The organism is Erwinia sp. PPS120 (assembly GCF_047918655.1).
In the GTDB taxonomy this organism is placed as follows: domain Bacteria; phylum Pseudomonadota; class Gammaproteobacteria; order Enterobacterales; family Enterobacteriaceae; genus Erwinia; species Erwinia tasmaniensis_A.
Genome location: NZ_JBLREF010000042.1, coordinates 51,409 through 75,545, shown reverse-complemented (window position 1 = coordinate 75,545; position 24,137 = coordinate 51,409). Strand labels below are relative to the sequence as shown.

25 protein-coding genes and 1 other annotated feature are annotated in these 24,137 nt (G+C 48.8%); of the genes, 12 read left to right on the top strand and 13 right to left on the bottom strand.

Features of this window, described 5'->3' with window-relative positions:
* The 5 genes from ACLRGG_RS19630 to ACLRGG_RS19610 all read right to left on the bottom strand — a co-directional run.
* On the bottom strand, positions 1-865 hold an 865-nt coding region (locus ACLRGG_RS19630), incomplete at its 3' end, for a DUF7657 domain-containing protein (RefSeq protein ID WP_416251340.1).
* A 93-nt stretch (positions 866-958) separates the two neighbouring features.
* Complete coding sequence (locus ACLRGG_RS19625; protein ID WP_416251339.1) at positions 959-1,354, bottom strand: GtrA family protein; 396 nt, start codon at positions 1,352-1,354, stop codon at positions 959-961.
* A complete protein-coding gene (locus ACLRGG_RS19620) occupies positions 1,351-2,346 on the bottom strand; it encodes a glycosyltransferase family 2 protein (protein WP_416251338.1) in 996 nt (331 codons plus the stop codon). Before ACLRGG_RS19620 ends, ACLRGG_RS19625 begins: the two co-directional genes overlap by 4 nt.
* Entirely contained in the window at positions 2,336-4,531 is a 2,196-nt protein-coding gene (locus tag ACLRGG_RS19615) for a DUF7657 domain-containing protein (protein ID WP_416251337.1), read from the bottom strand. The genes ACLRGG_RS19620 and ACLRGG_RS19615 overlap by 11 nt, the downstream gene beginning before the upstream one ends.
* A gap of 260 nt (positions 4,532-4,791) precedes the next feature.
* Positions 4,792-5,619 (bottom strand): SDR family oxidoreductase, encoded by an 828-nt coding sequence (locus tag ACLRGG_RS19610; RefSeq protein ID WP_416251342.1) that lies wholly within the window; start codon positions 5,617-5,619, stop codon positions 4,792-4,794.
* 177 nt (positions 5,620-5,796) lie between these two features.
* On the opposite strand from ACLRGG_RS19610, the gene hisL reads away from it, so the two are divergent.
* From hisL to ACLRGG_RS19550, 12 genes are all read left to right on the top strand, one after another.
* Positions 5,797-5,844: a his operon leader peptide gene (gene hisL, locus ACLRGG_RS19605; RefSeq protein WP_156485023.1), complete on the top strand. Its 48-nt coding sequence runs from the start codon at positions 5,797-5,799 to the stop codon at positions 5,842-5,844.
* Positions 5,820-5,941 (top strand) — a sequence feature (His leader region). It overlaps the preceding gene by 25 nt.
* A 79-nt stretch (positions 5,942-6,020) precedes the next feature.
* Positions 6,021-6,920, top strand: a complete 900-nt coding sequence (hisG, locus tag ACLRGG_RS19600; RefSeq protein ID WP_067708359.1) for an ATP phosphoribosyltransferase — start codon at positions 6,021-6,023, stop codon at positions 6,918-6,920.
* Positions 6,921-6,922: 2 nt separating this feature from the next.
* Complete coding sequence (gene hisD / locus ACLRGG_RS19595) at positions 6,923-8,230, top strand: histidinol dehydrogenase (protein ID WP_416251336.1); 1,308 nt, start codon at positions 6,923-6,925, stop codon at positions 8,228-8,230.
* The gene (hisC, locus tag ACLRGG_RS19590) at positions 8,227-9,318 is read left to right on the top strand and encodes a histidinol-phosphate transaminase (protein WP_416251335.1); all 1,092 of its coding nucleotides are present in this window, start codon (positions 8,227-8,229) and stop codon (positions 9,316-9,318) included. The genes hisD and hisC overlap by 4 nt, the downstream gene beginning before the upstream one ends.
* Entirely contained in the window at positions 9,315-10,382 is a 1,068-nt protein-coding gene (gene hisB / locus ACLRGG_RS19585; RefSeq protein WP_416251334.1) for a bifunctional histidinol-phosphatase/imidazoleglycerol-phosphate dehydratase HisB, read from the top strand. The genes hisC and hisB overlap by 4 nt, the downstream gene beginning before the upstream one ends.
* Entirely contained in the window at positions 10,382-10,972 is a 591-nt protein-coding gene (gene hisH / locus ACLRGG_RS19580; RefSeq protein ID WP_416251333.1) for an imidazole glycerol phosphate synthase subunit HisH, read from the top strand. Before hisB ends, hisH begins: the two co-directional genes overlap by 1 nt.
* 5 nt (positions 10,973-10,977) lie before the next feature.
* Positions 10,978-11,715 carry a 1-(5-phosphoribosyl)-5-[(5-phosphoribosylamino)methylideneamino]imidazole-4-carboxamide isomerase gene (hisA, locus tag ACLRGG_RS19575; RefSeq protein ID WP_416251332.1) on the top strand — a complete coding sequence of 246 codons (738 nt, stop codon included), beginning with the start codon at positions 10,978-10,980 and terminating at the stop codon, positions 11,713-11,715.
* Positions 11,697-12,473: an imidazole glycerol phosphate synthase subunit HisF gene (gene hisF / locus ACLRGG_RS19570; RefSeq protein WP_416251331.1), complete on the top strand. Its 777-nt coding sequence runs from the start codon at positions 11,697-11,699 to the stop codon at positions 12,471-12,473. Before hisA ends, hisF begins: the two co-directional genes overlap by 19 nt.
* Positions 12,467-13,078, top strand: coding sequence for a bifunctional phosphoribosyl-AMP cyclohydrolase/phosphoribosyl-ATP diphosphatase HisIE (hisIE, locus tag ACLRGG_RS19565; RefSeq protein ID WP_416251330.1), 612 nt, complete (start codon positions 12,467-12,469; stop codon positions 13,076-13,078). Before hisF ends, hisIE begins: the two co-directional genes overlap by 7 nt.
* Positions 13,079-13,130: 52 nt before the next feature.
* Complete coding sequence (locus ACLRGG_RS19560; RefSeq protein WP_416251329.1) at positions 13,131-13,607, top strand: YbaK/prolyl-tRNA synthetase associated domain-containing protein; 477 nt, start codon at positions 13,131-13,133, stop codon at positions 13,605-13,607.
* A gap of 68 nt (positions 13,608-13,675) precedes the next feature.
* Positions 13,676-14,473: an ABC transporter substrate-binding protein gene (locus ACLRGG_RS19555; protein WP_416251328.1), complete on the top strand. Its 798-nt coding sequence runs from the start codon at positions 13,676-13,678 to the stop codon at positions 14,471-14,473.
* Between the two features lie 60 nt (positions 14,474-14,533).
* On the top strand, positions 14,534-15,649 hold the full coding sequence (locus ACLRGG_RS19550; RefSeq protein WP_416251327.1) for a succinylglutamate desuccinylase/aspartoacylase family protein: 1,116 nt from the start codon (positions 14,534-14,536) through the stop codon (positions 15,647-15,649).
* A gap of 86 nt (positions 15,650-15,735) precedes the next feature.
* Here ACLRGG_RS19550 and kdoO read toward each other — a convergent pair whose 3' ends face one another.
* The 8 genes from kdoO to rfbA all read right to left on the bottom strand — a co-directional run bounded on the left by kdoO (position 15,736) and on the right by rfbA (position 24,137).
* Entirely contained in the window at positions 15,736-16,629 is an 894-nt protein-coding gene (gene kdoO / locus ACLRGG_RS19545) for a Kdo hydroxylase KdoO (RefSeq protein WP_416251326.1), read from the bottom strand.
* 524 nt (positions 16,630-17,153) lie between these two features.
* The gene (gnd, locus tag ACLRGG_RS19540; RefSeq protein ID WP_345828187.1) at positions 17,154-18,560 is read right to left on the bottom strand and encodes an NADP-dependent phosphogluconate dehydrogenase; all 1,407 of its coding nucleotides are present in this window, start codon (positions 18,558-18,560) and stop codon (positions 17,154-17,156) included.
* 185 nt (positions 18,561-18,745) lie between these two features.
* Positions 18,746-19,510, bottom strand: a complete 765-nt coding sequence (locus tag ACLRGG_RS19535) for an ABC transporter ATP-binding protein (protein WP_416251325.1) — start codon at positions 19,508-19,510, stop codon at positions 18,746-18,748.
* A gap of 8 nt (positions 19,511-19,518) precedes the next feature.
* On the bottom strand, positions 19,519-20,319 hold the full coding sequence (locus ACLRGG_RS19530) for an ABC transporter permease (protein WP_416251324.1): 801 nt from the start codon (positions 20,317-20,319) through the stop codon (positions 19,519-19,521).
* Between the two features lies 1 nt (position 20,320).
* A complete protein-coding gene (locus ACLRGG_RS19525) occupies positions 20,321-21,595 on the bottom strand; it encodes a rhamnan synthesis F family protein (protein ID WP_416251323.1) in 1,275 nt (424 codons plus the stop codon).
* Positions 21,596-21,620: 25 nt separating this feature from the next.
* Complete coding sequence (locus tag ACLRGG_RS19520; RefSeq protein ID WP_416251322.1) at positions 21,621-22,562, bottom strand: glycosyltransferase family 2 protein; 942 nt, start codon at positions 22,560-22,562, stop codon at positions 21,621-21,623.
* A 146-nt stretch (positions 22,563-22,708) separates the two neighbouring features.
* Entirely contained in the window at positions 22,709-23,257 is a 549-nt protein-coding gene (rfbC, locus tag ACLRGG_RS19515) for a dTDP-4-dehydrorhamnose 3,5-epimerase (RefSeq protein WP_416251321.1), read from the bottom strand.
* A gap of 1 nt (position 23,258) precedes the next feature.
* Positions 23,259-24,137: a glucose-1-phosphate thymidylyltransferase RfbA gene (rfbA, locus tag ACLRGG_RS19510; protein ID WP_416251320.1), complete on the bottom strand. Its 879-nt coding sequence runs from the start codon at positions 24,135-24,137 to the stop codon at positions 23,259-23,261.

Below are 24,137 nucleotides of genomic sequence, written 5' to 3'. Positions count from 1 at the left end.
ATGGCATTAAATGGCTACACGCCGATGCAGCATATTCAACGCATGACTTGATTCTACTTATCGCCTCCGTTAAAAAGGGGAGGATTACCAAGTAATCTTTTAAATAAAAAAGAGCCGTAGCCACAGCGCACGCAGTCGAAATAATTAAAGCAATTATTTTTTTAGCATCAAGAATGTTTTTTTCATAAGCCAGATAAATTAATGCGCCAACAAAACCTAAGGAAATAATTATCGGAGGGTAGAAATCCGTTATCATCCATGATGTTGCCAGCCAATAATAGATAAAGGTTTTTTTTGGAACAGACAACTTAGATAATAAAATAAGAACTATCCATGGAAAAAACGAAAATAACGGCCCCTTCTCATCCCACCAGAATTGGCTAAACCCTGAGAAATAAAGCGTAAAAGCAAGACTCAATGAAACCACAGCGGGCATGCCAATGCGTTTCAATAGCTTAAAATAGCCAAAAATAAAAATAAAAAACACAAGATACCATTGTAAAGAATATGCATGTGCCGGGGTCAAAAAAGTATAACCCAACATAGTTGGTTTAAATATTAATCCCCAGTCATGTATAGGGAGAGCATAGTTAATACGTAAATCTTCGTCATAGAATGATGTTTTATTATATCTTTCATATTTGTTATTCACAGTTGCCTGGATCAAAGGCGTAACAACACCCCATTCATCCGAGCGGATATCCCTTGGCGTCCCCCAAATCAGGCCTGTATTATAGGGATCAAACTGCTTAAGAAACACACCATAAGATGAAGGACTCCAGCAATTGCACACATAAAAAACCCCCACAATAAAGAATGTTATTAAAAAGAATTTCTCATGTGATAGTTTAAGAAACTTTATCATGATTATGACCTGATTGATGAGGCTGGAAATGGCACAGACCTAAATTTAATTATTAGAAAGAATCTCTCTTCATAGGGTTTATTATTAAATGTTTTATTTTTTTTGAGAGTAAAACATTAACCTACTACTAATGAAATTCACAAACATACCAACAATACTACCAACAGCAACACCTATAAGCGGTATATTTTTAACCAGCACGCTTTGGTGAATCATTATATAGTATACCCCTATATTGAAAAAACCACCGATCAACATTAATGAGGCGTAATTCAACAATTCAACAACAGGGTTTCTTTTACTTTTTACTTCTTTAAAAGTGAAATTCCGGTTAAAAAACCATGTTATAATAACTGCGCAGATAAACGAAACTACACGTCCCACATAAAGTCCTACAATAGACTTAAGAAAATATAGAACGCCAGCATCAATTATAAACCCCAGAGTTCCTACTATGCCAAAAAGAACAACCTCCTTGAAAGTTTTCATTTCTTTATAGAAGGTTTAGTTTGAGGGATAGAAAGATAGATTAACCGTTTAGTCTCATTTCTTCCAAGCGTTACCGTATTAAGCACTAATCCACTAAAGAACGAGATGATACCTGCCAGCATCAAAGCTACAGAGAGAATAGCCGTCGGAAAACGTGGAACCATACCTGTTTCCAGATACTCTACAAAGACTCCGGAGAATAGAATCAATGATAATGCGCAAAGAAAAAGCGCGACAATAGAGAAAAACATGAACGGTCTTTCACTAACATAAAGATTTATGATTGTTTTTAATATCTTGAATCCATCTTTGTAGGTCGACAGTTTACTTTCTGATCCTTCAGGCCGTTTGCCGTAAGGGGTTGCAATTTCTCCGTATGGCATACGTAACTCAAGTGCGTGAACGGTTAATTCTGTTTCAGTTTCGAATCCTTTAGCCAGAGCAGGGAAAGATTTTGCATAACGGCGTGAGAAAACACGGTAGCCAGAGAGCATATCTGTAAATCCCCCACCAAAAATACTCATCACTGCTCCGGTAAGCATTCTATTGCCCCATCTGTGGCCGGAACGATAAGTAGCACTTGTTTTCTCGCCGATTTCTTCACGACGTCCAACAACCATATCAAGACGCTCATCCAGTAACTTATCTATTAGAAGACGAGCAGATGCAGCATCATAAGTATCGTCGCCATCGGCCATCACATAAATATCTGCCTCTACGTCTGCGAACATTCGTCTTACAACGTTGCCTTTACCTTTATGAGTAACGCTGTGAACGATTGCTCCAGATTCTTGAGCAAACTTTATTGTCTGATCTTTAGAATTGTTATCAAAAACATGGATAGCAGCCTCAGGAAGAGCCTCCCTAAAATTAGTGATCACGTTTTTCACTGCCAACTCTTCATTATAGCAGGGTAAAATGACAGCGATCACATTGCCCCTATAAACCAATTTGTCTAATAACTTATCTGTACTTTGTATTTCACTGCGCATAATTAACTTCCAGGTTTGGGATTAATTTAATTTGTTTATTGATATCATTTATCGACAATATACTACTATTAGTTGTATTTGAACTCCATAGGGCTAAAGAAGTATCAGCACTACTTTTTAGCATGAACTCGTATGTGGTCCTGGCCTGAGGATAAATTTTTAATTTCTTATGTAAGAATAAAGGCACGTATGCATTATCAGTACTCTTTTCCAAATCTACCTGTGCCTCCTCGCAAACACCACTATTACAGACTTTGACCAGCAATACCCCTTTCGATGTATTACCGTAGTTACCAATTAATGGTGAAAACCCCGTTAATTCACCAGGAGGAAGATTGTCAAAACTTCCACTTAAACGGTCCCCCTTACTTAAAGAAATAATTTTTCCATCATTTATTGCTGGTAAATAAAATCGTGTCACAAACTTTTTAAAGGGTACTTCAACCACATCAGGCTGTGGTGAATTAGGTTCAGAAGTATTTGCTAAATGAATATGCGAATATCTGTTAAATATATGTTGAAATTCACTTTCATTCATATTCGGGAATAATTTCTTCCAGAGCATAAGAGCCGGCACTGCAGTAACATGGGTGACTGATTTGTAACCTAATCCATTTAATGTAGCACCCGGATAGCCATTTATGGCTAATGTTCCGTCGACTGGGTTAACATATTCATCAATTTTATTTTTAATAATTTTATGATCGGAAAAAATAGCATTGGCAGATTGAATTGGGTTGAATGGTGCAATAACTATGGCAGACACTATGGCCGAGCATATTACAAATGAAGTTACATGTTGCTGCTTAAAGTATTTAATAATAATATAAGCTATTAATATACCCGGAATAAAATACAGATCTTTCGTTAGCCCTCGTATATTTTTGAAAAAACCTGCATCGATGTTAGTATTGCTATAATCTAATTTTGTCAGATACCATGCAATCAAAATAAGCACAGTATAAACTACATACCTTTTTATGTTTACAATGAAATTTAGATAGTTCGAGACCGTTAGTGTACAAATAGCAAGCATTACGCCCGCTGCATATTTCATCCTTACAGGATGAACGTTATCCCATAAAAAAAGCTTGCCCATCCATGATGGCACGGGAGCAAGCATCCATAAATTAACTAGTAATAAAGCGACTAAACAGATGTATATATTCGACCTTTCTTTGTCTGTAGGAGATTTTTTTAACGGGTTTTTATAATTGATATGAACTAAAATCATAAGTAAAAATGGCACACCTACTGCTCCAACCTCACAAATATTCGCCATACCAAAGACATTGAAGTCTTTATCAAAGGTGGAAAAAGGAAAAATCTGTGAAAGCCAGTCACTCCAGGCTAGGCTACCCCCATCAATGCTACGATGCCCAGGATATAATGTCTGACTAGTTTTTAACAAATATTCTTTTAAGTAAAATAGAGTAGTAACTACTGAAGCGATGATAGTTATAGCTAAGGATACTAACTTTCTGATGGTCAACCAATGCTGGCCATAGCATATAAACAGAACTGCGCCTACAAAGCCCAATGATATAACTGTAGGTGGATAAAAATCGGTGATTAGCCAGGATGCGCTTAGCCAATAAAAAAGTAATAATGTAGGTAATAATTTTAATTTCGATAGTAATAAATAAACTAACCATGGGAAAAATGCAATGACTGGACCTTTTTCATCCCACCAAAACTGACTAAAAGTACTGAAATAAAGCGTAACACTCACACTTAAGCTCAAAAGGCGTTCCATACCAATTGAATTAAATAGCTTGAAATAGCCGACAATAAAGAGAACAAATATCAGATACCAATTCAATGAGTAAGCCATTGCCGGTTTTAAGAATAGGTACCCCCACATAGTGGGTTTGAATACCAACCCCCAATCAAAAATGGGCAAGCCATAGTTGATTCTCAAATCTTCCCGATAAAATGAAGTATTATTGTATCTCTCAAATTTATTATTAACTGTTGCTTGAGTCAGAGGTGTCACTACCGCCCACTCATCCGATCTTATCGCCCTAGGCTTCCCCCAGAGCACACCTGTATGTTGCGGGTCATGTTCTTGTAAAAATACACCATATGAAGAGGGGCTCCATGCATTCCCTACATAGATCAAGCCGAACATGAAAAGTATAAAGAATAAAACGATTTCAAAAGAGAAGCGAGTATGTAAATTCATAAATAGTTACATCATCTGAATAAAGCCTGACAATATTTTACTTGCATTGGATTATTTTGTAAAGAAAATATTACGTCAGCCTGTTTATAAGCCTAAATTAAGTATTAGATGTTATTTTCGCTAAGGGAAGGGCTAAATATTTATAAAATCAACTTGAATCTGAACGCTACTTTAAATGCACACTTTCACCAGTTAATTAAAAATCTTTTTATTAAGTAACTTAAATAAGTTAAGAACCTTTGGTTCTTAACTTATTTAGTTTAGTTTAAAGGCATTTTCAACGGATCGGGCCAGGCATAATCAAACCCCAGCTCGTGGCAAATCTTACTGCCGTCGATGATTTTCCCCGCATCGCTGTCGGTCTCCGGCAGGAAGGTTGGCGGCGTCAGGCCAAGCTGGCGCGCCACCAGCGGGTAAAATTCGCTGCGGGCAGGATGCGCGGGCGCACTCAGGTTGTAAATGTGCCCGCCCTTCGGCGTCTGCAGCAGCAGGGTAATGGCTTCGATAACGTCATCCAGATGTACCAGGTTAACGCCGTGCTGCCCGTCGGCCAGATTGGTTTTACCCGCCAGAAAGCGGCCCGGATGGCGGTCTGGCCCCACCAGCCCGGAAAGCCGCAGAATATCAACCGAGGTACCGGGGAGCTGATGCAGCCAGTCTTCCAGCTCTCTCAGCGTTTTGCCCGCATCCGTCACTGGCATAAGCGGGCTGCTCTCCTTCTTCACTCCGGCGCTGCCGCCGTAAACCGACGTTGAGCTGGTGAAGATAATCCTGGGAACAGCATAGGCCAGCGCGGTATCAACGATCTGCTGCACCGCGAGCAGATAGCCCTCTCCCCCTGCGGCGGTGCGGCTGGCGGGCAGCGTAATCACCAGCGCATCAACCTTCATTAACGCATCGAGATCCTCAGCATCACACAGCAGATCGGGCGTCAGCTGCAACAGGTAGCTGTCGATGCCGCACATGCGGGCCGCATCAACGCCGTCCTGGGTTGTTTTACTGCCGGTGACCTGCCAGCCACGCGCGGTTAATGCCAATCCCAGCGGCATACCTAACCAGCCTAAACCTGCTATCGCTACTCTCTTCATCCTGTGACTCCAGAAGTCATCCATATCATTCCTTAAAATTACGCCAGCCCGCGCCCGCTGACAATATTCAGTTGTTGAGCAAATCTTTTCGCCGTTGACAAAAAAGGGTTGCGCGAGGCGTTTATCCTGGTTAGGTTAATGGACACGAAATGAATATACATTCATCCAGGATAATTTATGACACGCGTTCAGTTTACTCACCATCATCACCATCACCCTGACTAGTCTTTCAGGCGATGTGTGCTGGAAGACATTCAGGATCTTCCAGTGGTGCAGAACGCAAGAGAAGCCCCCGGAAGATCCTCTCCCGGGGGCTTTTTTTATGGGCGTCATCCGGGTCAGAAGAGATGAACTGGCGATAACCGCAGGCAGCAGCAGACAGGATATGAGGATAATTACCGATGTTAGATAACACCCGTTTACGCATAGCTATGCAGAAATCTGGCCGTTTGAGCGATGATTCACGCGAACTGCTTTCCCGCTGTGGCATTAAAATTAACCTTCAGCAGCAGCGGCTGATCGCCTTCGCCGAGAACATGCCCATAGATATCCTGCGCGTACGCGACGACGATATTCCCGGCCTGGTGATGGACGGCGTGGTTGACCTGGGGATCATCGGTGAAAACGTGCTGGAAGAGGAGCTGCTGACCCGCCGTGCGCAGGGTGAAGATCCCCGCTATTTTACCCTGCGCCGCCTTGATTTCGGTGGCTGTCGCCTGTCGCTGGCGATGCCGGTTGACGATGAGTACAGTGGCCCGCAGTGTTTACAAAACTCCCGGATCGCCACCTCCTATCCGCACCTGCTGAAAAAATACCTCGATAAACAGAACGTGGCCTTCAAATCCTGCCTGCTGAATGGCTCAGTAGAAGTGGCCCCGCGCGCCGGACTGGCCGATGCCATCTGCGACCTGGTCTCTACTGGCGCGACGCTGGAGGCCAACGGCCTGCGTGAGGTCGAGGTGATTTACCGCTCCAAAGCCTGCCTGATCCAGCGCGATGGCGAGATGCCCGCCGCGAAGCAGGCGCTAATCGATAAGCTGATGACCCGTATTCAGGGGGTGATTCAGGCGCGTGAATCTAAATACATCATGCTGCATGCGCCGAGCGAACGCCTGGATGACATCATCTCGCTGCTGCCGGGCGCAGAGCGCCCTACCGTGCTGCCGCTGGCGGGCGATAAGAGCCGCGTGGCCATGCACATGGTCAGCAGCGAAACCCTGTTCTGGGAAACCATGGAAAAACTAAAAGCGCTGGGTGCCAGTTCTATCCTCGTGCTTCCTATTGAGAAGATGATGGAGTAACCATGGCTAATTTCGCGACGCCCATTGACTGGCAGGCCTGTAGCGCGGATGAGCAGCAGGCGCTGCTGGCGCGCCCGGCACTCTTTGCCGCAGAAAATATTACTCATACCGTGCGCGAGATCCTCGACCGGGTAAAAGCTCAGGGGGACGAGGCGCTGCGTTTTTACAGCGCGGCCTTTGATAAAGCCCAGCCAGATATACTGCGCGTCTCCGGGGCGGAGATGGATGCCGCAGCCGATCGGCTCAGCGATGCGCTCAAACAGGCAATGGCCGTTGCCGTGAGGAATATCAATACCTTCCACCAGGCGCAGATCCTGCCAAAGGTAGATATCGAAACCCAAACGGGCGTGCGCTGCCAGCAGGTCACCCGCCCGCTGGCCTCCGTCGGCCTCTATATCCCCGGCGGGTCGGCGCCGCTGTTCTCTACCGTGCTGATGCTGGCCACGCCGGCGCGGATTGCAGGATGTGGGCGCGTGGTGCTCTGTTCACCACCGCCGATTGCCGATGAAATCCTTTATGCCGCTAAGCTCTGCGGTGTGCAGGAAGTGTTTCAGGTCGGCGGCGCACAGGCTATTGCCGCCATGGCATTTGGCACCGCCTCCGTGCCGCAGGTGGACAAAATCTTCGGGCCGGGCAATGCTTATGTGACTGAAGCCAAACGGCAGGTCAGCCAGCGGCTGGACGGGGCGGCGATTGATATGCCGGCCGGACCGTCAGAGGTGCTGGTAATTGCCGACGAGCAGGCGACGCCGGATTTTGTCGCCTCCGACCTGCTTTCGCAGGCTGAGCACGGGGCGGATTCGCAGGTGATCCTGCTGACGCCCTCACCGCAGATGGCAACAGCGGTGGCGCAGGCGGTCGAAAAGCAGCTCTCTGCCCTGCCCCGAGCAGAGACGGCCCGTAAGGCGCTGGAGAGCAGCCGCCTGATTGTCGCCGCTGACCTGGCGCAGTGCGTGGAGATCAGCAATCGCTATGGGCCGGAACACCTGATTATTCAGACGCGGCAGGCGCGCGAACTGGTAGACGGCATCACCAGCGCCGGATCGGTGTTCCTCGGCGACTGGTCGCCGGAGTCAGCCGGAGACTATGCGTCCGGCACTAACCATGTGCTGCCGACCTATGGCTATACCGCCACCTGCTCAAGCCTGGGCCTGGCAGATTTTCAGAAACGCATGACGGTGCAGGAGCTGACGCCGCAGGGGTTTTTAAACCTGGCGCCGACCATTGAGATTCTGGCTGCGGCAGAACAGCTGACCGCCCATAAAAATGCCGTTACGCTGCGCGTTGCCGCGCTAAAGGAGAAACCGTGAGCACCTCTATAGAAGAACTTGCCCGAGCGAACGTGCGTGCGCTGACGCCTTATCTTTCCGCGCGACGCCTTGGCGGCAACGGCGACGTCTGGCTAAATGCCAATGAGTACCCGCTGGCGGTGCCTTTTGAGCTCAGCCAGAATACGCTGAACCGCTACCCAGAGTGTCAGCCAAAGCAGGTTATTGAACGTTACGCCCGCTATGCCGGCCTGGCCACGGATCAGGTGCTGGTCTGCCGCGGAGCCGATGAGGGTATTGAGCTGGTGATCCGTGCCTTCTGCGAGCCGGGTCAGGATGCGGTACTCTTCTGCCCGCCCACCTACGGGATGTATGCCGTCAGCGCGGAAACCATTGGCGTGGAAGTCCGTACGGTAGAAGCCCGCGAGGACTGGCAGCTAAACCTGCCCGCCATCGCGGAACGGCTGGACGGCGTGAAGGTGGTCTACGTTTGCAGCCCGAATAACCCTACCGGCAACCTGGTCAACCCGGACGATCTGCGCCAGCTTCTGGAGATGACGCGGGGCAAAGCGCTGGTCGTCGCTGATGAAGCCTATATTGAATTCTGTCCGTCGGCCTCCGTCGCGGGCTGGCTGAAAGACTACCCGCACCTGGTGGTACTGCGTACGCTGTCAAAAGCGTTCGCGCTGGCCGGGCTGCGCTGCGGCTTTACCCTGGCGAATGCCGAAGTGATTACCCTGCTGATGAAGGTGATTGCCCCCTATCCACTCTCAACCCCGGTAGCCGACATCGCGGCCCAGGCGCTGAGCGAACAGGGCGTGGCGCTGATGAAACAGCACGTTAGCGATCTGGTCGCCACCCGCGACGAGCTGATCGACCAGCTGCGCCGCTGTGACTGCGTGGAAGCGGTCTTCACCAGTAATACCAACTACGTACTGGCCCGCTTTACCGCCACCAGCCAGGCCTTCAAAACCCTGTGGGAACAGGGCATTATCCTGCGTGACCAGTCCCGGCAGCCCGGCCTTTCCGGCTGCCTGCGCATTACTATCGGCACCCGTGAGGAGTGCAACCGCGTGATCGCCGCGCTAAGAAATTTACCGGGTACCGCCGCTTCCAGGGAGCAAGCATGAGTCAGAAAGTCCTTTTTATCGATCGTGACGGCACCATTATTTCTGAGCCACCGGAAGATTTTCAGGTGGACAGCATGGACAAGCTGGCCTTTGAGCCGGGCGTCATCCCCGCCCTGCTGGCGCTACAGAGCGCGGGCTTTTCGCTGGTGATGATCACCAACCAGGACGGTCTGGGCAGCGAGAGCTTCCCACAGGCGGATTTTGATGGCCCGCATAACCTGATGATGCAGATACTGCAATCGCAGGGCGTGGCGTTTGAAGAGGTCCTGATCTGTCCACATATGCCTGATGAAGGCTGCGACTGCCGCAAGCCAAAAACCCGCCTTGTCGCTCCCTGGCTGGAATCGGTTCGGCTCGACGCCGCCAACAGCTATGTCATCGGCGATCGTGCCACCGATATGGAACTGGCCAGCAATATGGCTATCGGCGGCCTGCTCTACTCCGCCAGCGGCCTCACCTGGCCCGCGATCGCCCAGCAATTAACCCAGCGCGATCGCCATGCCTGCGTGGAGCGGAATACCAAAGAGACGCAGATTAAAGTGGAAGTCTGGCTGGACCGTGAGGGCAACAGCCGCTTCAATACCGGCGTAGGCTTCTTCGACCACATGCTGGATCAGATTGCGACCCACGGCGGCTTCCGCATGAACGTGGAGGTGAAAGGCGACCTCTATATTGACGATCACCATACGGTTGAGGATACCGGGCTGGCGCTGGGTGAGGCGCTGTTAAAAGCGCTGGGCGACAAGCGCGGCATTGGCCGCTTTGGCTTTGTGCTGCCGATGGACGAATGCCTGGCCCGCTGCGCGCTGGACATCTCCGGGCGTCCGCATCTGGAATATAAGGCCGAATTCAACTATCAGCGCGTGGGCGATTTGAGCACCGAAATGGTGGAGCACTTTTTCCGTTCGCTCTCCTACTCCATGGCCAGCACCCTGCATCTGCGTACCAAAGGTAAGAACGACCATCACCGCGTTGAGAGTCTGTTTAAGGCCTTTGGGCGTACGCTGCGTCAGGCGATCCGCGTTGAAGGCAACACGCTTCCCAGCTCAAAAGGAGTGCTGTAATGAACGTAGTCATTCTGGATACCGGCTGCGCCAATCTCTCCTCGGTAAAATGGGCGCTGGAGCGGCTGGGCTACGAGCCGCAGGTCAGCCGCGAGGCCGATATCGTCCTGCAGGCGGATAAGCTGCTGCTGCCCGGCGTCGGCACCGCCCGCGCGGCCATGGATCAACTGCGCGAGCGTGAGCTGATCGACCTGATCAAAGCCTGCACCCAGCCCGTGCTGGGCATCTGCCTCGGCATGCAGCTGCTGGGTTCACAAAGCGATGAAACCGGCGGCATCACGACGCTAGGCATTATCGACCAGCCGGTTAACCGTATGACCGATCACGGCCTGCCGCTGCCGCATATGGGCTGGAACCAGATCACCGCCCAGGCCGGTAATCATCTTTTCCGCGACATTCCTGAGGGCGCCTATTTCTACTTTGTGCACAGCTATGCCATGCCGGTGAATGCCTGGACTATCGCACAGTGTAGCTACGGCGAAGCCTTCAGCGCCGCCGTGCAGAAAGATAACTTCTTCGGCGTGCAGTTCCACCCGGAGCGCTCCGGGGCCGCCGGGGCTCAGCTGCTGAAAAACTTCCTGGAGATGTAACCGGCATGATTATTCCCGCATTAGATTTGATTGAGGGCAAGGTCGTGCGTCTGCATCAGGGCGACTACGGCCAGCAGCGCGACTACGGCAGCGATCCCCTGCCGCGCCTGCAGGCATACGAGGCCGAAGGGGCCAGCGTGCTGCACCTGGTGGATCTGACCGGCGCGAAGGATCCCGCCGCACGGCAGATCCCGCTGCTGAAAAAACTGCTGGCGGGCGTCAGCGTACCGGTTCAGGTGGGCGGCGGTATCCGCAGCCGTAGTGACGTTGACGCGCTGCTGGAAGCGGGTGCCACCCGCGTGGTGGTCGGCTCAACGGCGATAAAAGAGCCGGAAGCGGTGCAGAGCTGGTTCAGAGAATACGGCGCTGAAGCTATTGTGCTGGCGCTGGACGTGCGCATCAATGCCGATAACCGTAAAGAGGTGGCGATCAGCGGCTGGCAGGAAGCGGCTGGCGTCACGCTTGAAGAGGTGATTGGGCAGTTTGAGCCGGTAGGCCTGAAGCACGTACTGTGCACCGATATCTCCCGCGACGGTACGCTCAGCGGATCGAACGTGGCTCTCTATCGCGAAGTCTCCGCCCGCTATCCGTCGGTTGCCTTCCAGTCTTCCGGCGGTATTGGTTCACTTAACGATATTGCTGCCCTGCGCGGCAGCGGCGCACAGGGCGTCATCGTTGGCCGCGCCCTGCTTGAAAATAAATTCACCGTAACGGAGGCCATTTCATGCTGGCAAAAAGGATAATCCCCTGCCTGGACGTGCGCGACGGTCATGTCGTCAAAGGCGTGCAGTTTCGCAATCATGAAATTATTGGCGATATCGTGCCGCTGGCGCAGCGTTACGCGGCGGAAGGGGCCGATGAGCTGGTCTTCTATGATATTACCGCATCGTCCGATGGCCGCGTGGTGGATAAAAGCTGGGTTTCTCGCGTAGCGGAAGTCATTGATATCCCGTTTTGCGTGGCGGGCGGCATTAAGACGATTGAAGACGCGGCGCAGATCCTCTCCTTCGGCGCAGACAAGATTTCCATCAACTCCCCGGCGCTGGCCGATCCGGAGCTGATTACCCGTCTGGCAGATCGCTTCGGCGTGCAGTGTATTGTGGTGGGTATTGACACCTGGTTCGACGCGGAGAGCGGTCAGTATCAGGTCAACCAGTATACCGGTGATGAACGCCGTACGCAGGTCACGACCTGGCAGACGCTGGACTGGGTACAGGAAGTACAAAAGCGCGGCGCGGGTGAGATCGTCTTAAATATGATGAATCAGGATGGCGTGCGTAATGGCTACGACCTGGTGCAGCTGCAAAAGGTGCGTGAGGTTTGCAACGTGCCGCTAATCGCCTCTGGCGGGGCGGGCACGATGGAACATTTCCACCAGGCCTTCCGCGATGCCGATGTGGACGGCGCGCTGGCGGCTTCGGTATTCCATAAGCAAATTATCAATATCGCTGAGCTGAAAAAGTTTCTGATTGAAAAAGGTGTGGAGATTCGCGCGTGTTAACTCAACAACAGACAGACCAGCTGGACTGGGTCAAAACCGACGGCATGATGCCGGCCATCGTGCAGCATGCCGTCTCGGGTGAAGTGCTGATGCATGGTTATATGAACCAGGAGGCGCTCAGCAAAACGCTTGAAACCGGTCAGGTGACCTTCTGGTCGCGCACCAAACAGCGGCTGTGGACCAAGGGGGAAACCTCAGGAAACGTCCTCAACGTGGTCAGTATCACCCCGGACTGCGATAACGATACGCTGCTGCTGCTGGTTAACCCTGTTGGCCCAACCTGCCACCTTGGTACCTCCAGCTGCTTCTCCCCCGCGGCATCAGACTGGAGCTTTCTGTATCAGCTTGAGCAGCTGCTGGCAGAGCGTAAGCACGCGGATCCCAAAAGCTCCTATACCGCCAGCCTGTATGCCAGCGGCACCAAGCGTATCGCGCAGAAGGTAGGCGAAGAAGGTGTGGAAACGGCACTGGCGGCTACCGTTAACGATCGTCACGAGCTGACCAACGAAGCCTCCGACCTGATTTATCATCTGCTGGTGCTGCTACAGGATCAGGACCTGGATCTCAGCACGGTCATCAACAACCTGCGCCAGCGACATAAATAAGCCAATTTCACCGATAAGGCCGGGTAACCGGCCTTCCACATTGGGGAGACCGATGAGCACTTTCGAGAAACTTACCGCCCTGCTCGACAGTCAGCAGGCCAGCTACACACTGATGGAGCATGAGCCCACCGGAAAATGTGAAGAGGTGGCAGCCATCCGCGGCACAACCGTCGGTCAGGGTGCCAAGGCGCTGGTTTGTCATATCAAGGGGAACGGCATAAAACAGTACGTGCTGGCCGTCCTTCCCGCCGATGAGCAGGCGGATTTAAGCAAGGTCGCCAGAGCAGTAGGCGGTCTGCGCGCGTCACTGGCCAGCCCGCCAGAGGTGGATCGTCTGACCGGCTGCGTCTTCGGCGCTATCCCGCCGTTCAGCTTCCATGAAGAGCTAAAACTGGTGGTCGATCCTGCGCTTTTCGAACGTAATACTGAGATTGCTTTTAATGCCGGACTGCTGGAAAAATCCATAGTGCTTAACGTGCAGGACTACCAGCGCGTTGCGTCCTGCGAACGGGCAAACATTATTAAATAGCGATTCACGGGCCGCCGTGAGGCGGTTACTCTGTTAACTTGCGTAAACTTATTGATAAGAAAGGACTTATGGCAAAATCCTCGCTTTCTACCCGTCTGCGCCAGGCGGCCGCCCTGGTGATTATGGCCGGTTGTGCATTCGGCGCTCAGGCTAAAATTGAACAGGTTCGCTTCGCGGTTGACCCGAGCTACCCGCCCTTTGAGTCGAAGACGCCACAGGGCAAGCTGGTCGGTTTTGATATCGATCTTGGCAACGCCCTCTGCGAACAGATGCAGGCTAAGTGCGTTTGGGTCGAGAATCAGTTTGACGGGATGATCCCGGCGCTGAAGGCGCGGAAGTTTGACGGCATTCTGTCGGACATGGGCATCACTGAAGAGCGCATGAAGCAGATCGATTTTAGCGTTCCGCTGTACGACACCCACGTCCAGCTGATTGCCCGCAAAGGCTCCGGTCTGCTGCCTACTGCCGTGTCGCTCAAGGGTAAAACCGTTGGCGTGGAGCAGGGAACGATTCAGGAACGCTATGCCCGTGCTAAATGGCAGCCCTATGGTGTCAACGTGGTGCCCTACGGCGATCAGGCCCAGGTGGAAAGCGATCTGGTGTCCGGCCGTCTTGATGCGGTCTTTACCGACGCCGCCCAGGCCGCAATTGGCTTCCTGAAGCGTCCGCAGGGTCAGGATTTTGCGCTGGCCGGCCCGGTGGTTGAGGATCCCCTTATTGGTCCGGGCACCGCCATCGGCCTGCGTAAGGGCGATACGGAATTGAAAACCGCTATTGATAACGCCTATGCGGAAATCCGCAAAAACGGCACCTTCGATACCATCCAGAAGCGCTATTTTGCGACTGATATCTCGGTAAAACAGTAACAGCCTCTGAGCCGCACCTGCGGGTTGCGGCTCTTCACTCCTCTGAAAGCGAATCTACCCATGCAACAGCGCCACCACCCTCTGCTCAGCGCCTCGCTGGGAACCCAGCGTGAAATCATCAGCTACCATTTTGGCCCCCCCTCATCCCGTCAGGTCTATATTCAGGCCGCGCTGCATGGCGATGAGCTGCCGGGTGTGGCGGTGGCCTGGTATCTGAAACAGAAGCTGCTGGCGCTGGGATCCGATAACCGGCTGGCGGCGCAGATAACCCTGGTGCCGGTTGCCAACCCGATAGCCCTCGGCCAGCACTGGCATGGCACACACCTGGGACGCTTCGACACCGCGTCAGGGCAGGATTTTAATCGCCAGTTTCCGGCGCTCGGCCCCGCCCTTGCCGCCCAGCTGACGCCGCGGCTTACGCAGGATCCTGAACAGAATCGCCTGCTAATCCGCCAGGCAATAGATGACTACTTCAACAGTCACCCTCCGGTCACCGAGCTGGCCTCTCAGCGTCATACGCTGATGCAGATGGCCTGTAAGGCGGACCTGATGATTGATCTGCACTGCGACTGGGAAGCCCTGCCGCATCTCTACACCACGCCACAGGCCTGGCCCGCCATCGAGCCGCTGGCGCGCTATACAGGCAGCGAGGTGCAGCTGATCGCCGAGGTATCGGGCGGCGAACCTTTTGATGAGGCCTGCTGCGAACCCTGGTGCTATCTGCTGCGCACCCTGGGTGACCGCTTTCCACTGCCCGACGGGCTGTTGCCGGTGACGCTGGAGCTGCGAGGGGTCAGGGATGTGGATGCGGGGCAGGCAGAGAAAGACGCCAATGCAATAATCAGCGCCCTTACCCTGGGCGGGTTTATTTCTGGTGAAGCGCCCGCCCTGCCGCTGCTGCCGCATCCCGCCGTGCCGCTGGCAGGCTGCGAATACATCACGGCGCCCCACTCCGGCGTGATACTTCATCGCCGCAGCCTGGGTGAGTGGATTATGCCGGGTGAGGTGGTCGCTGATATCCTCGACCCGTTAGCAGACAAGCTTACACCGCTGACCGCCGCATTTGGCGGCAGACTGTATGCCCGCAGCGGAGGACGGTTCGCCACCGCCGGAATGCTGGTGACCCGTCTGGCGGGAAACGAAGCCTGCCGCGAGGGGGATTTGCTGGTGCCCTGAGGGCTTTGCTGGCGCTCGCCTACCCCTCACGCCGATCCGGCTACAGGCCTTGCTCTGTAGCCCGTCTCAGGTCACCTTACTGAATATCAAATTAACGGCTTACCCAGCAGCCCTTCCAGCACCCGTAACGGCGAATGCTGGGGGTTCTGCATCGCATCAACCGGCAGCAGGAAAGTTTGCTCCAGCATAAACTGCCCGCCCATCGCCGCATGCGGGGTTTGGTCGGAGAAGCAGATCCAGCTACTGCCCGTAGGGAAGTCAATCGCCAACTGCGGTCCCTGCTTCTGGTAATCAGCATCAGCCTTCATGGCATCATGCATTTGCAGCATCAGATGATCGTAGTGGCTACGGCGGCTTTTGGTAATGCCAACAGCGTTTTGCAGCCAGCTGCTCAACGGCGAATACGATTTCAGGCGGGGTAAGAAGCGTGCAGCCAGCGACGGGAATGTCTCTCCCACCCGCCAGTTACGACTTTCACCGCCTGGATGAATGTTGGTAAATATACGCAGGATCCGTTCGCCATAATTAGGGCGGGAAGGAAATGCATCGACGTGCAGACGACTGTCGTCTTTGCGCCACGAGGTACTTTTCGACCATGCCTTAACCGGATGAACGCGCAGGCTATTGGTGGGCGTATGCAATACCTGCTCATATTCGGGGAGAATAGCAGCAATCAGCTGCAAACTCGACTGGTAGTGACGCTTAAGCAGCGCACGCACGGCCGGTTCCTGCTCCGCTGCGGCAACGCCGGTAAGCTTATCCTTCAAGGGCTGATAGCTAATGTTTTTACGCTTAGGATCCACAACAGCGGGATCCAATAATGTTTGTTCCTGCTCAGTCAGCGCAAACGCCAGATGTGGCAGGCAAATAACTTTGCCCCGTTCCAGCTCGCCGACCACGGATTCGGCGCGTTCGGCCCCCCATTGGGAAAGCGGATGAGTCAGCGTAGCGGTATTAAGGGAGATGCTCATATCCGACATATCATTGTCCTTGCCAATTATCCGGATGGTTATATTTAACTCATGCTTCCGGGATATTTATTTTAAATATACGAATTCAATTAAGTGGGTAATTCATGATAATAAAAGGTTTGGCAAGTATAGTAAGAACGCGGATTAGTAGTTAAACAGAACCTAAACGTAACATTTAGTAGTAATTTAAAACGCACAAAATCATAAAGTAACATTGGGTTAATATTACAGACTGCATTACCGCTTGGTTCTTAAAACTTCTACCGATAATTTATAGCGGGTGCTGTCAGATGATGAGTGAGTCGGACGGTGCGAACAGCCATTCCCTTACAGGACATAATCAGTTCGTCGGGAGAGCGCTACTGCTGAATAGTCGTTTGGGTGGGATACTTGCATGATTCGCAGGATTGACAAGAGGCAGCGAGGAGGAGCAAAAATTTAATGGGTGACATCTGTCCAGTTTTGCACATTAAAAATATAAAAAAAACCACAGTATCAACTGTGGTTTCAAGAGTGTTAAGCAACTTTTTGAATCAATCCAGCCACTCAGTATGGAACACACCGTCTTTATCGATGCGTTTATAGGTATGTGCACCAAAGTAGTCGCGCTGAGCCTGAATCAGGTTAGCTGGCAGTACTGCTGAACGGTAACTGTCGTAGTAAGCGATAGCTGCAGAGAAGGTTGGCGTTGGAATACCGTTCTGAACCGCATAGGCCACAACGTCACGCAGCGCCTGCTGGTACTCGTCAGCGATATTTTTGAAGTAAGGTGCCAGCAGCAGGTTTGCAATGTCGGCATTCTCTGCATAAGCATCAGTGATCTTCTGCAGGAACTGTGCGCGGATAATGCAGCCTGCACGGAAGATTTTAGCAATCTCACCGTAGTTAAGATCCCAGTTATTCTCGGTTGACGCTGCTTTCAGCTGGGAGAAGCCCTGTGCATAAGAAACGATTTTACCCAGATAAAGTGCACGACGGACTTTCTCGATAAACTCAGCTTTATCACCCGTAAGGGCTTTAACAGTCGGGCCGCTCAGCACTTTTGAAGCCGCTACGCGCTGAGTTTTCAGCGAGGAGAGATAGCGGGCAAACACGGACTCAGTTATCAGCGACAGTGGCTCGCCAAGATCCAGTGAGCTCTGACTGGTCCACTTACCGGTGCCTTTGTTGGCGGCTTCATCCAGAATCACATCAACCAGGTACTTACCGTCTTCATCTTTTTTGGTGAAGATATCTTTAGTAATGTCGATCAGATAGCTATTCAGTTCGCCTTCATTCCACTGGCTGAAGGTCTTAGCCAAATCTTCATTGCTCAGGTTCAGGGCATTTTTCAGCAATGAGTAGGCTTCTGCGATAAGCTGCATATCACCATACTCAATCCCATTATGAACCATCTTAACGTAGTGACCCGCACCGTCCGGACCGATATAGGCAACGCAGGCTTCACCTTCAGCGCGGGCAGCAATCTTATCCAGGATAGGGGCAACCAGCTCATAAGCTTCTTTCTGACCGCCAGGCATAATCGATGGACCTTTCAGCGCCCCTTCTTCCCCACCTGATACGCCGGTACCAATGAAGTTAAAGCCCTGCTCGGATAGCTCGCGGTTACGGCGAATGGTGTCTTTGTAGAAGGTGTTACCGCCGTCGATCAGGATATCGCCTTTATCAAGGTGTGGGGTCAGGGAAGCGATAGTTTTGTCAGTTGCTTCGCCTGCCTGAACCATCAGCAGGATACGACGGGGCTTCTCAAGGGAGTCAACAAACTCTTCGATACTGTAGTATGGAGCCAGCTTTTTACCTTCGTTCTCAGCGATAACTTCATCAGTCTTTTCGCGAGAGCGGTTAAAGATGGATACGGTATAGCCGCGGCTTTCAATGTTGAGAGCCAGGTTACGGCCCATAACAGCCATACCTACAACGCCGATCTGTTGCTTGGACATTACATACTCCTGTCTGAAGGTCGCTCATGGCGCAAGTCTGGTGCACCATGTGTAAAAAGTGTCAAACATGTTAACTCAGGATAGCTGATTAAAGGTAGTGATTGGTGCGATTGGCATTATTTGTTGCATAATAACAACGCAGGTAATAAGTCCCTCTAAAGAATACGCATTTGTTTAGCTACCGACTACACAAGATCAGCTTTCCTGATACTGCTTTTGAAGTATAGTGGCAAAATGTCCTGCGGCTTGCCATCCATCTTGACGGTACCATGTTCCAGCCACAGGATCCTCGTGCATACCTTTGCCATCAGCTCCTGACTATGGCTTGCAAGGATCAAAATTTTTGTTGCATTAATAATATTGCTCAAACGTGTTTCAGCTTTCTCTTTAAAACTCTCATCGCCTACTGACAGCCACTCATCCATAAGTAATATTTCCGGGGTAAAAATTGTCGAAACACTAAAGCCCAGGCGCATCTGCATACCGGATGAGTAGGTTCTGACCGGCATATCGATAAAATCCCCAAGGTCAGTAAAATCAATAATCTCATCAATCTTACTGTTTATTTCTCTTCTTCTGAGTCCTAAGAGAGCGCCACGGATATAAATATTTTCACGCCCGGTAAATTCAGGATTAATCCCAAGTGAAATAGATATTAATGACCCAATATCACCTTCAATAGTGGCTTTTCCGGAAGTAGGATGATAGACGCGACTAAACATGCGTAAAAGTGTAGTTTTGCCAGAACCATTGTGGCCTATTAAACCAACCCTTTCTCCATCATTAATTTCGAAATTAAGATTATTCAGCGCTGAAACAACGACCTTACCATTTGCCTCTCCCACTTTACCGCCTGTGGCGAAGCTCATAAAATTCTTTTTAATAGAGCGCGATGCCGCATCGAAAATAGGAAAATCAATACCAACATTTTCAAATTTAATAATAGTCATAACGTTCCCTAAACCCAGTAAGGTACACGATATTTAAACTTACTGGTCATAAGTGTTGAGAATACAATACCTACAACCGCCATAATTATCGTCACCCAGTATGTTGTTGCAGAGGGCACCTGACCCAGTAAAGGGGACCTGACCACATCTATTAAATGATAAAACGGATTCATATCGAGTAAAAAAGTACCGATACGGTGTGTCAGCAGCTGGGGCATCCAAATGACCGGTGTCAGATAGAAGATAACCTGCATAATGCTGAGAATAATCTGCGTCATATCTCTAAAGCGGGCGCAAATTAATGACATAACCATTAGCAGCCACGAAACGTTAAGAGCAAGAAGTATAAATCCGGGGATGGCTAATAAAATATACCAGTTGACACCCTTACCCACGGCTATAAGTACAAGCGGAAAAATAACAATATTGTGTAAAAAAATAATAAAATTCTTCCAGACGACACGCAGGACATGTACATGTAGCGGAACGGGAAGTTGTTTGATAATGCCTTCAGCCGAAATAAGAGCATCGCAGCCCTCGGTGATACTACCTAGCAGAAAGCCCCAGATGATTAATCCGAGAGTCAGGTAAGGCAGAAAGTCATGCAGTGGTGTTTTGAAAAGGTTACCAAAAACCAGCCCCATAGTAGTGATCATGACGAGCATACTGATTGTTATCCAAAATGGACCAAGGCGTGAGCGTTTATAACGTTGGCGGATGTCCTGCCCACCCATGACGCGGATAACATGGAATGATTTTAGCGCGTTTACGAGATCATCGAGTCCGGGTGAATTTTTGATATAACTCATTTTACATAATCCCACATTCAAATGCTTGTCTGTTCAGTCCAAAAAGGAATTTCTCTCCAGACAATCTGTTGGTCATCAGTGTCATAAAATCTTCCTGCTGAGACTCATCCAGTTGCTCTTTTATCTTAATAAGATCATTAAAATTACAAACAGTGCGATATAACAAGTCTAACTTAATTATTGGTAAGCCTAAACGATGTAGCGAGATACAATTGTTGTGTATCTGTGAACCTCGGGTAAAGTCGTCAAGGTAGATACTCATCAACCGTTGCTTAAGAAGCTTCCCATGAGGCAGAGTTTCAAAGTCAACCGTTGACATGAACGTTGCGAAGTTGACAAAGTCAACCTTTTGATCCTCTTCCGAGGGTTTAGTTTCATAGCGAGAATTTTTGAGGACTTCTGAATTTAATTTTATCCCTTCTATATATTTATCGTAAAAAGACTTAAGAATAAAGTCATGCTTGAAGTAGTCTATCAGGTTAGTATTAGTCCAAAACCTGCGCGAACCCTCGCGACGGAAATAATAATAATTATGAAATAATTCTTTATCACGAGCTAAAGCGGATTCAAAAAAAGCAACATCATAAATAGCTTTAAAGTTATTTTCAGAACTCACAAGAGACTTCAATATCGTACTTAAAGTAAACTCACCCCTTTTGATTACAAGTGGACGCACGTTAGTTAACTTGTAGTTTTTCCAATAATTTTCGAATTTTTCATGGGATACTATTCGGCCTAAAACAGAAATACAAAAAGAGCCAAGATGATGAGAGATCTCTTTATTTTCAGTTGCACCTAATACTTCGGTTTTTGTTTCAAACAGGTCTTTAATAAATTCTGGTAACCCTTTTTTTGAGAAGAACACACTATCATTTATAATTAACAATCTACTGCATCTTTCGTCAACTTTTTTTCTATAAATATATTGCATCCCTGCCTGATAGCTGCCAAAATCACGCCCGAAGTTATCCCTTTCAATATAAACATCGATTAACTCTTCAGGATAATTTTCATTACTCAACTTAAGTGTGTTTACGCCTATGATGAAGACATTTTGTCTTTTTGCTTCCTTAAGTAATTCTATCGTGTCATTTCTTAAGGCTGTTTTTTCATAAAGCGCCAGAAGCATAACCTTCCCGCCAACAAATTCTTTATCCTGAATGATATTAGTAAATCTTTTAGTTTTTATACTGTCACGATAGGAAAGCAGCGAGTAATAACTAAAAAGAATCACTTTAATAAATAATTTGTAGAAGTACCTAACTATCCTTTTCATTTAACCACCATCATATGTTTCTTATTCAATTTATCTTTCCGAGAACATTCATTAACATAAACAACAGGCTTTCAGATTTTTTTTGACGGTAAACCTTAGCTGACAAAAAACCCCGAAATCTGATGAAAATACTTTCATCTCCACATGAATTGAAGTGATCGATAATTTCCTTCTGTTTTTTTGGAAGAAAAGGATAAAAGTATTCTATACTTAATTTATTAATGTTATTCCATTGTGCAAACTCACCATTATAAAGGCGTTTCAAACGTGACAGTTTTGAAAGGAGACCGAGATTACTACCGACTATATTATCTCCATGTTGTCGGTAAAGCACCTGTGGTTCGCGATCATAGATAATTTCACCAGAAAAAGCTGCACAAACGAGATAAAGATACCAATCATGTGACACAATAGGTATTTTTTCTGGCAGCATTTCAATCTTATTTTTGATCGCATGATTGAAGAGCATAGTGTTTCCTCCGGAATAACTTTGGAGGAGTGCATTTTCTAATTTAAAATCACGAATAAAGAGAGGGGATAGGCCTATTACTCTTCTTTCCGCATCGATAAGCTTTGTACGGCCACCATATAAGACACATGTGTCTCGAGTAGTCTGTTCCGCTTGTTTAACTAACTTCAGTGCGCGTTCAAGCCTGGTATCAAACCATATGTCATCCTGATCGCTAAAAGCATAATAAGGTGAGTGTATATCCTTATTTCTAAGCAGTGACAGGAAATTAGCCGCGAATCCTTTCGAGGGTCCTTTCAGCAAATAGATTTTATTTTTAGGTAACTTTTTTATATACTCTTCAATGATTTTTAATGTCGAGTCTGAAGAACCATCATCTGAAATATAAATTGTCCAGTTACTGTGCGTCTGCGAAATAATAGAATCAATCTGTTCTCTAAGATACTTTTCGCCGTTATAGCTACAGAATAGTATACTAATATGATCTTCATTTATCATTTTCGAGTCGCATTATCATTTTGGGCGTTACTAAGGTCTCAATATCCATTCTGAACACCTTGAATTTTGCCTGGATAGAAAAAATTGGAACTACATATGTTTTCAACGATAGCCCTGTTAAAAGAGCCACCATCAATAATGATACTTTACTGAAAATACACTGCTTTCCTGAATGGTTTACCAATCTGATCTTTAGCAGAGAGTAGCGGCGCACTATTTTCAATAACAGGCCATTTTATACCTATTTCCGGATCATTCCAGAGAAGTGTATGTTCATTTGCTGGATTATAGTAATCGGTGCACTTGTAGACAAATTCAGCGTTGTCCGAAGTCACATAAAACCCATGGGCAAAACCCTCAGGCACCCATAGCTGCCGCTTATTTTCAGCTGATAGATAAACGCCCACCCATTGACCGAAGGTGGGTGAAGATTTACGCATATCAACCGCAACATCGTATACTTCCCCCGCAACAACGCGTACCAGTTTCCCCTGAGTGTTTACAGTCTGGTAATGGAGTCCTCGTAGAATCCCTTGAGTGGATTTCGAATGGTTATCCTGAACAAATTGACGAGCCGTAACAAGTTCATCAAACTTTTTCTGCTGCCAGGTTTCCATGAAAAAGCCGCGCTCATCACCAAAGACTGAGGCTTCAATAATTTTTACTTCAGGGATTGATGTATCGATAATTTTCATTTCACAACTTACCTTCAGCCAGCGCTAATAAATATTTGCCATAATTATTTTTACTTAAAGGCTTTGCGAGTTCTTTTAATTGTGCTGAAGAAATAAATTCCATTCGGTAAGCAATCTCTTCAGGACAGCAAACTTTGAGGCCCTGACGCGTTTCTATCGTTTGAATAAAGTTATTAGCTTCATTCATACTTTGGTGCGTGCCAGTATCCAGCCAGGCATGACCGCGCCCCATTATTGAGACGGAAAGTTGACCTTTTTCAAGATAGATACGATTGACATCGGTAATTTCGAGTTCGCCGCGGGCAGAAGGCTTTAGGGATTTTGCTATTTTTACGACACTGTTGTCATAGAAATAAAGACCTGTCACTGCATAATTACTTTTCGGATTTTCAGGCTTTTCAACAAGAGAAATAGCTTTACCATTCTCGTCAAATTCGACTACGCCATAGCGTTCAGGATCCTGCACGTGATAAGCAAACACGGTAGCCCCCTGTTTTTTATTACAGGCTTCTTCAAGCTGCTTATTAAGATCGTGCCCATAGAAAATATTATCGCCAAGAATAAGCGTACAGGCATCATCCCCAATAAATTCTTCGCCAAGTATAAAAGCCTGAGCGAGTCCATCTGGGCTTTCCTGCACTTTATATGAAATGGAAATCCCCCACTGAGAGCCATCCCCTAACAGGCTTTCAAATCTCGGTGTATCCTGAGGAGTACTGATGATCAGGATATCGCGAATACCTGCCATCATCAGCGTGCTTAAGGGATAGTAAATCATGGGTTTATCATATATTGGCAGGAGCTGTTTACTTACAGCCATTGTCACCGGATACAGCCGAGTACCGGAACCACCTGCGAGTATAATGCCTTTATTCTTCAT

What these genes read in the sequence shown, in the direction of transcription:
- hisH (WP_416251333.1), top strand. Translation starts at nt 10,382, where the DNA reads ATGAACGTAGTCATTCTGGATACCGGCTGCGCCAATCTCTCCTCGGTA.
- ACLRGG_RS19560 (WP_416251329.1), top strand. Translation starts at nt 13,131, where the DNA reads ATGAGCACTTTCGAGAAACTTACCGCCCTGCTCGACAGTCAGCAGGCC.
- gnd (WP_345828187.1), bottom strand. Translation starts at nt 18,560, where the DNA reads ATGTCCAAGCAACAGATCGGCGTTGTAGGTATGGCTGTTATGGGCCGT.
- ACLRGG_RS19555 (WP_416251328.1), top strand. Translation starts at nt 13,676, where the DNA reads ATGGCAAAATCCTCGCTTTCTACCCGTCTGCGCCAGGCGGCCGCCCTG.
- hisF (WP_416251331.1), top strand. Translation starts at nt 11,697, where the DNA reads ATGCTGGCAAAAAGGATAATCCCCTGCCTGGACGTGCGCGACGGTCAT.
- ACLRGG_RS19610 (WP_416251342.1), bottom strand. Translation starts at nt 5,619, where the DNA reads ATGAAGAGAGTAGCGATAGCAGGTTTAGGCTGGTTAGGTATGCCGCTG.
- ACLRGG_RS19625 (WP_416251339.1), bottom strand. Translation starts at nt 1,354, where the DNA reads ATGAAAACTTTCAAGGAGGTTGTTCTTTTTGGCATAGTAGGAACTCTG.
- hisA (WP_416251332.1), top strand. Translation starts at nt 10,978, where the DNA reads ATGATTATTCCCGCATTAGATTTGATTGAGGGCAAGGTCGTGCGTCTG.
- ACLRGG_RS19550 (WP_416251327.1), top strand. Translation starts at nt 14,534, where the DNA reads ATGCAACAGCGCCACCACCCTCTGCTCAGCGCCTCGCTGGGAACCCAG.
- ACLRGG_RS19530 (WP_416251324.1), bottom strand. Translation starts at nt 20,319, where the DNA reads ATGAGTTATATCAAAAATTCACCCGGACTCGATGATCTCGTAAACGCG.
- rfbA (WP_416251320.1), bottom strand. Translation starts at nt 24,137, where the DNA reads ATGAAGAATAAAGGCATTATACTCGCAGGTGGTTCCGGTACTCGGCTG.
- hisB (WP_416251334.1), top strand. Translation starts at nt 9,315, where the DNA reads ATGAGTCAGAAAGTCCTTTTTATCGATCGTGACGGCACCATTATTTCT.
- ACLRGG_RS19535 (WP_416251325.1), bottom strand. Translation starts at nt 19,510, where the DNA reads ATGACTATTATTAAATTTGAAAATGTTGGTATTGATTTTCCTATTTTC.
- ACLRGG_RS19525 (WP_416251323.1), bottom strand. Translation starts at nt 21,595, where the DNA reads ATGAAAAGGATAGTTAGGTACTTCTACAAATTATTTATTAAAGTGATT.
- ACLRGG_RS19520 (WP_416251322.1), bottom strand. Translation starts at nt 22,562, where the DNA reads ATGATAAATGAAGATCATATTAGTATACTATTCTGTAGCTATAACGGC.
- ACLRGG_RS19620 (WP_416251338.1), bottom strand. Translation starts at nt 2,346, where the DNA reads ATGCGCAGTGAAATACAAAGTACAGATAAGTTATTAGACAAATTGGTT.
- rfbC (WP_416251321.1), bottom strand. Translation starts at nt 23,257, where the DNA reads ATGAAAATTATCGATACATCAATCCCTGAAGTAAAAATTATTGAAGCC.
- hisG (WP_067708359.1), top strand. Translation starts at nt 6,021, where the DNA reads ATGTTAGATAACACCCGTTTACGCATAGCTATGCAGAAATCTGGCCGT.
- hisD (WP_416251336.1), top strand. Translation starts at nt 6,923, where the DNA reads ATGGCTAATTTCGCGACGCCCATTGACTGGCAGGCCTGTAGCGCGGAT.
- ACLRGG_RS19615 (WP_416251337.1), bottom strand. Translation starts at nt 4,531, where the DNA reads ATGAATTTACATACTCGCTTCTCTTTTGAAATCGTTTTATTCTTTATA.
- kdoO (WP_416251326.1), bottom strand. Translation starts at nt 16,629, where the DNA reads ATGTCGGATATGAGCATCTCCCTTAATACCGCTACGCTGACTCATCCG.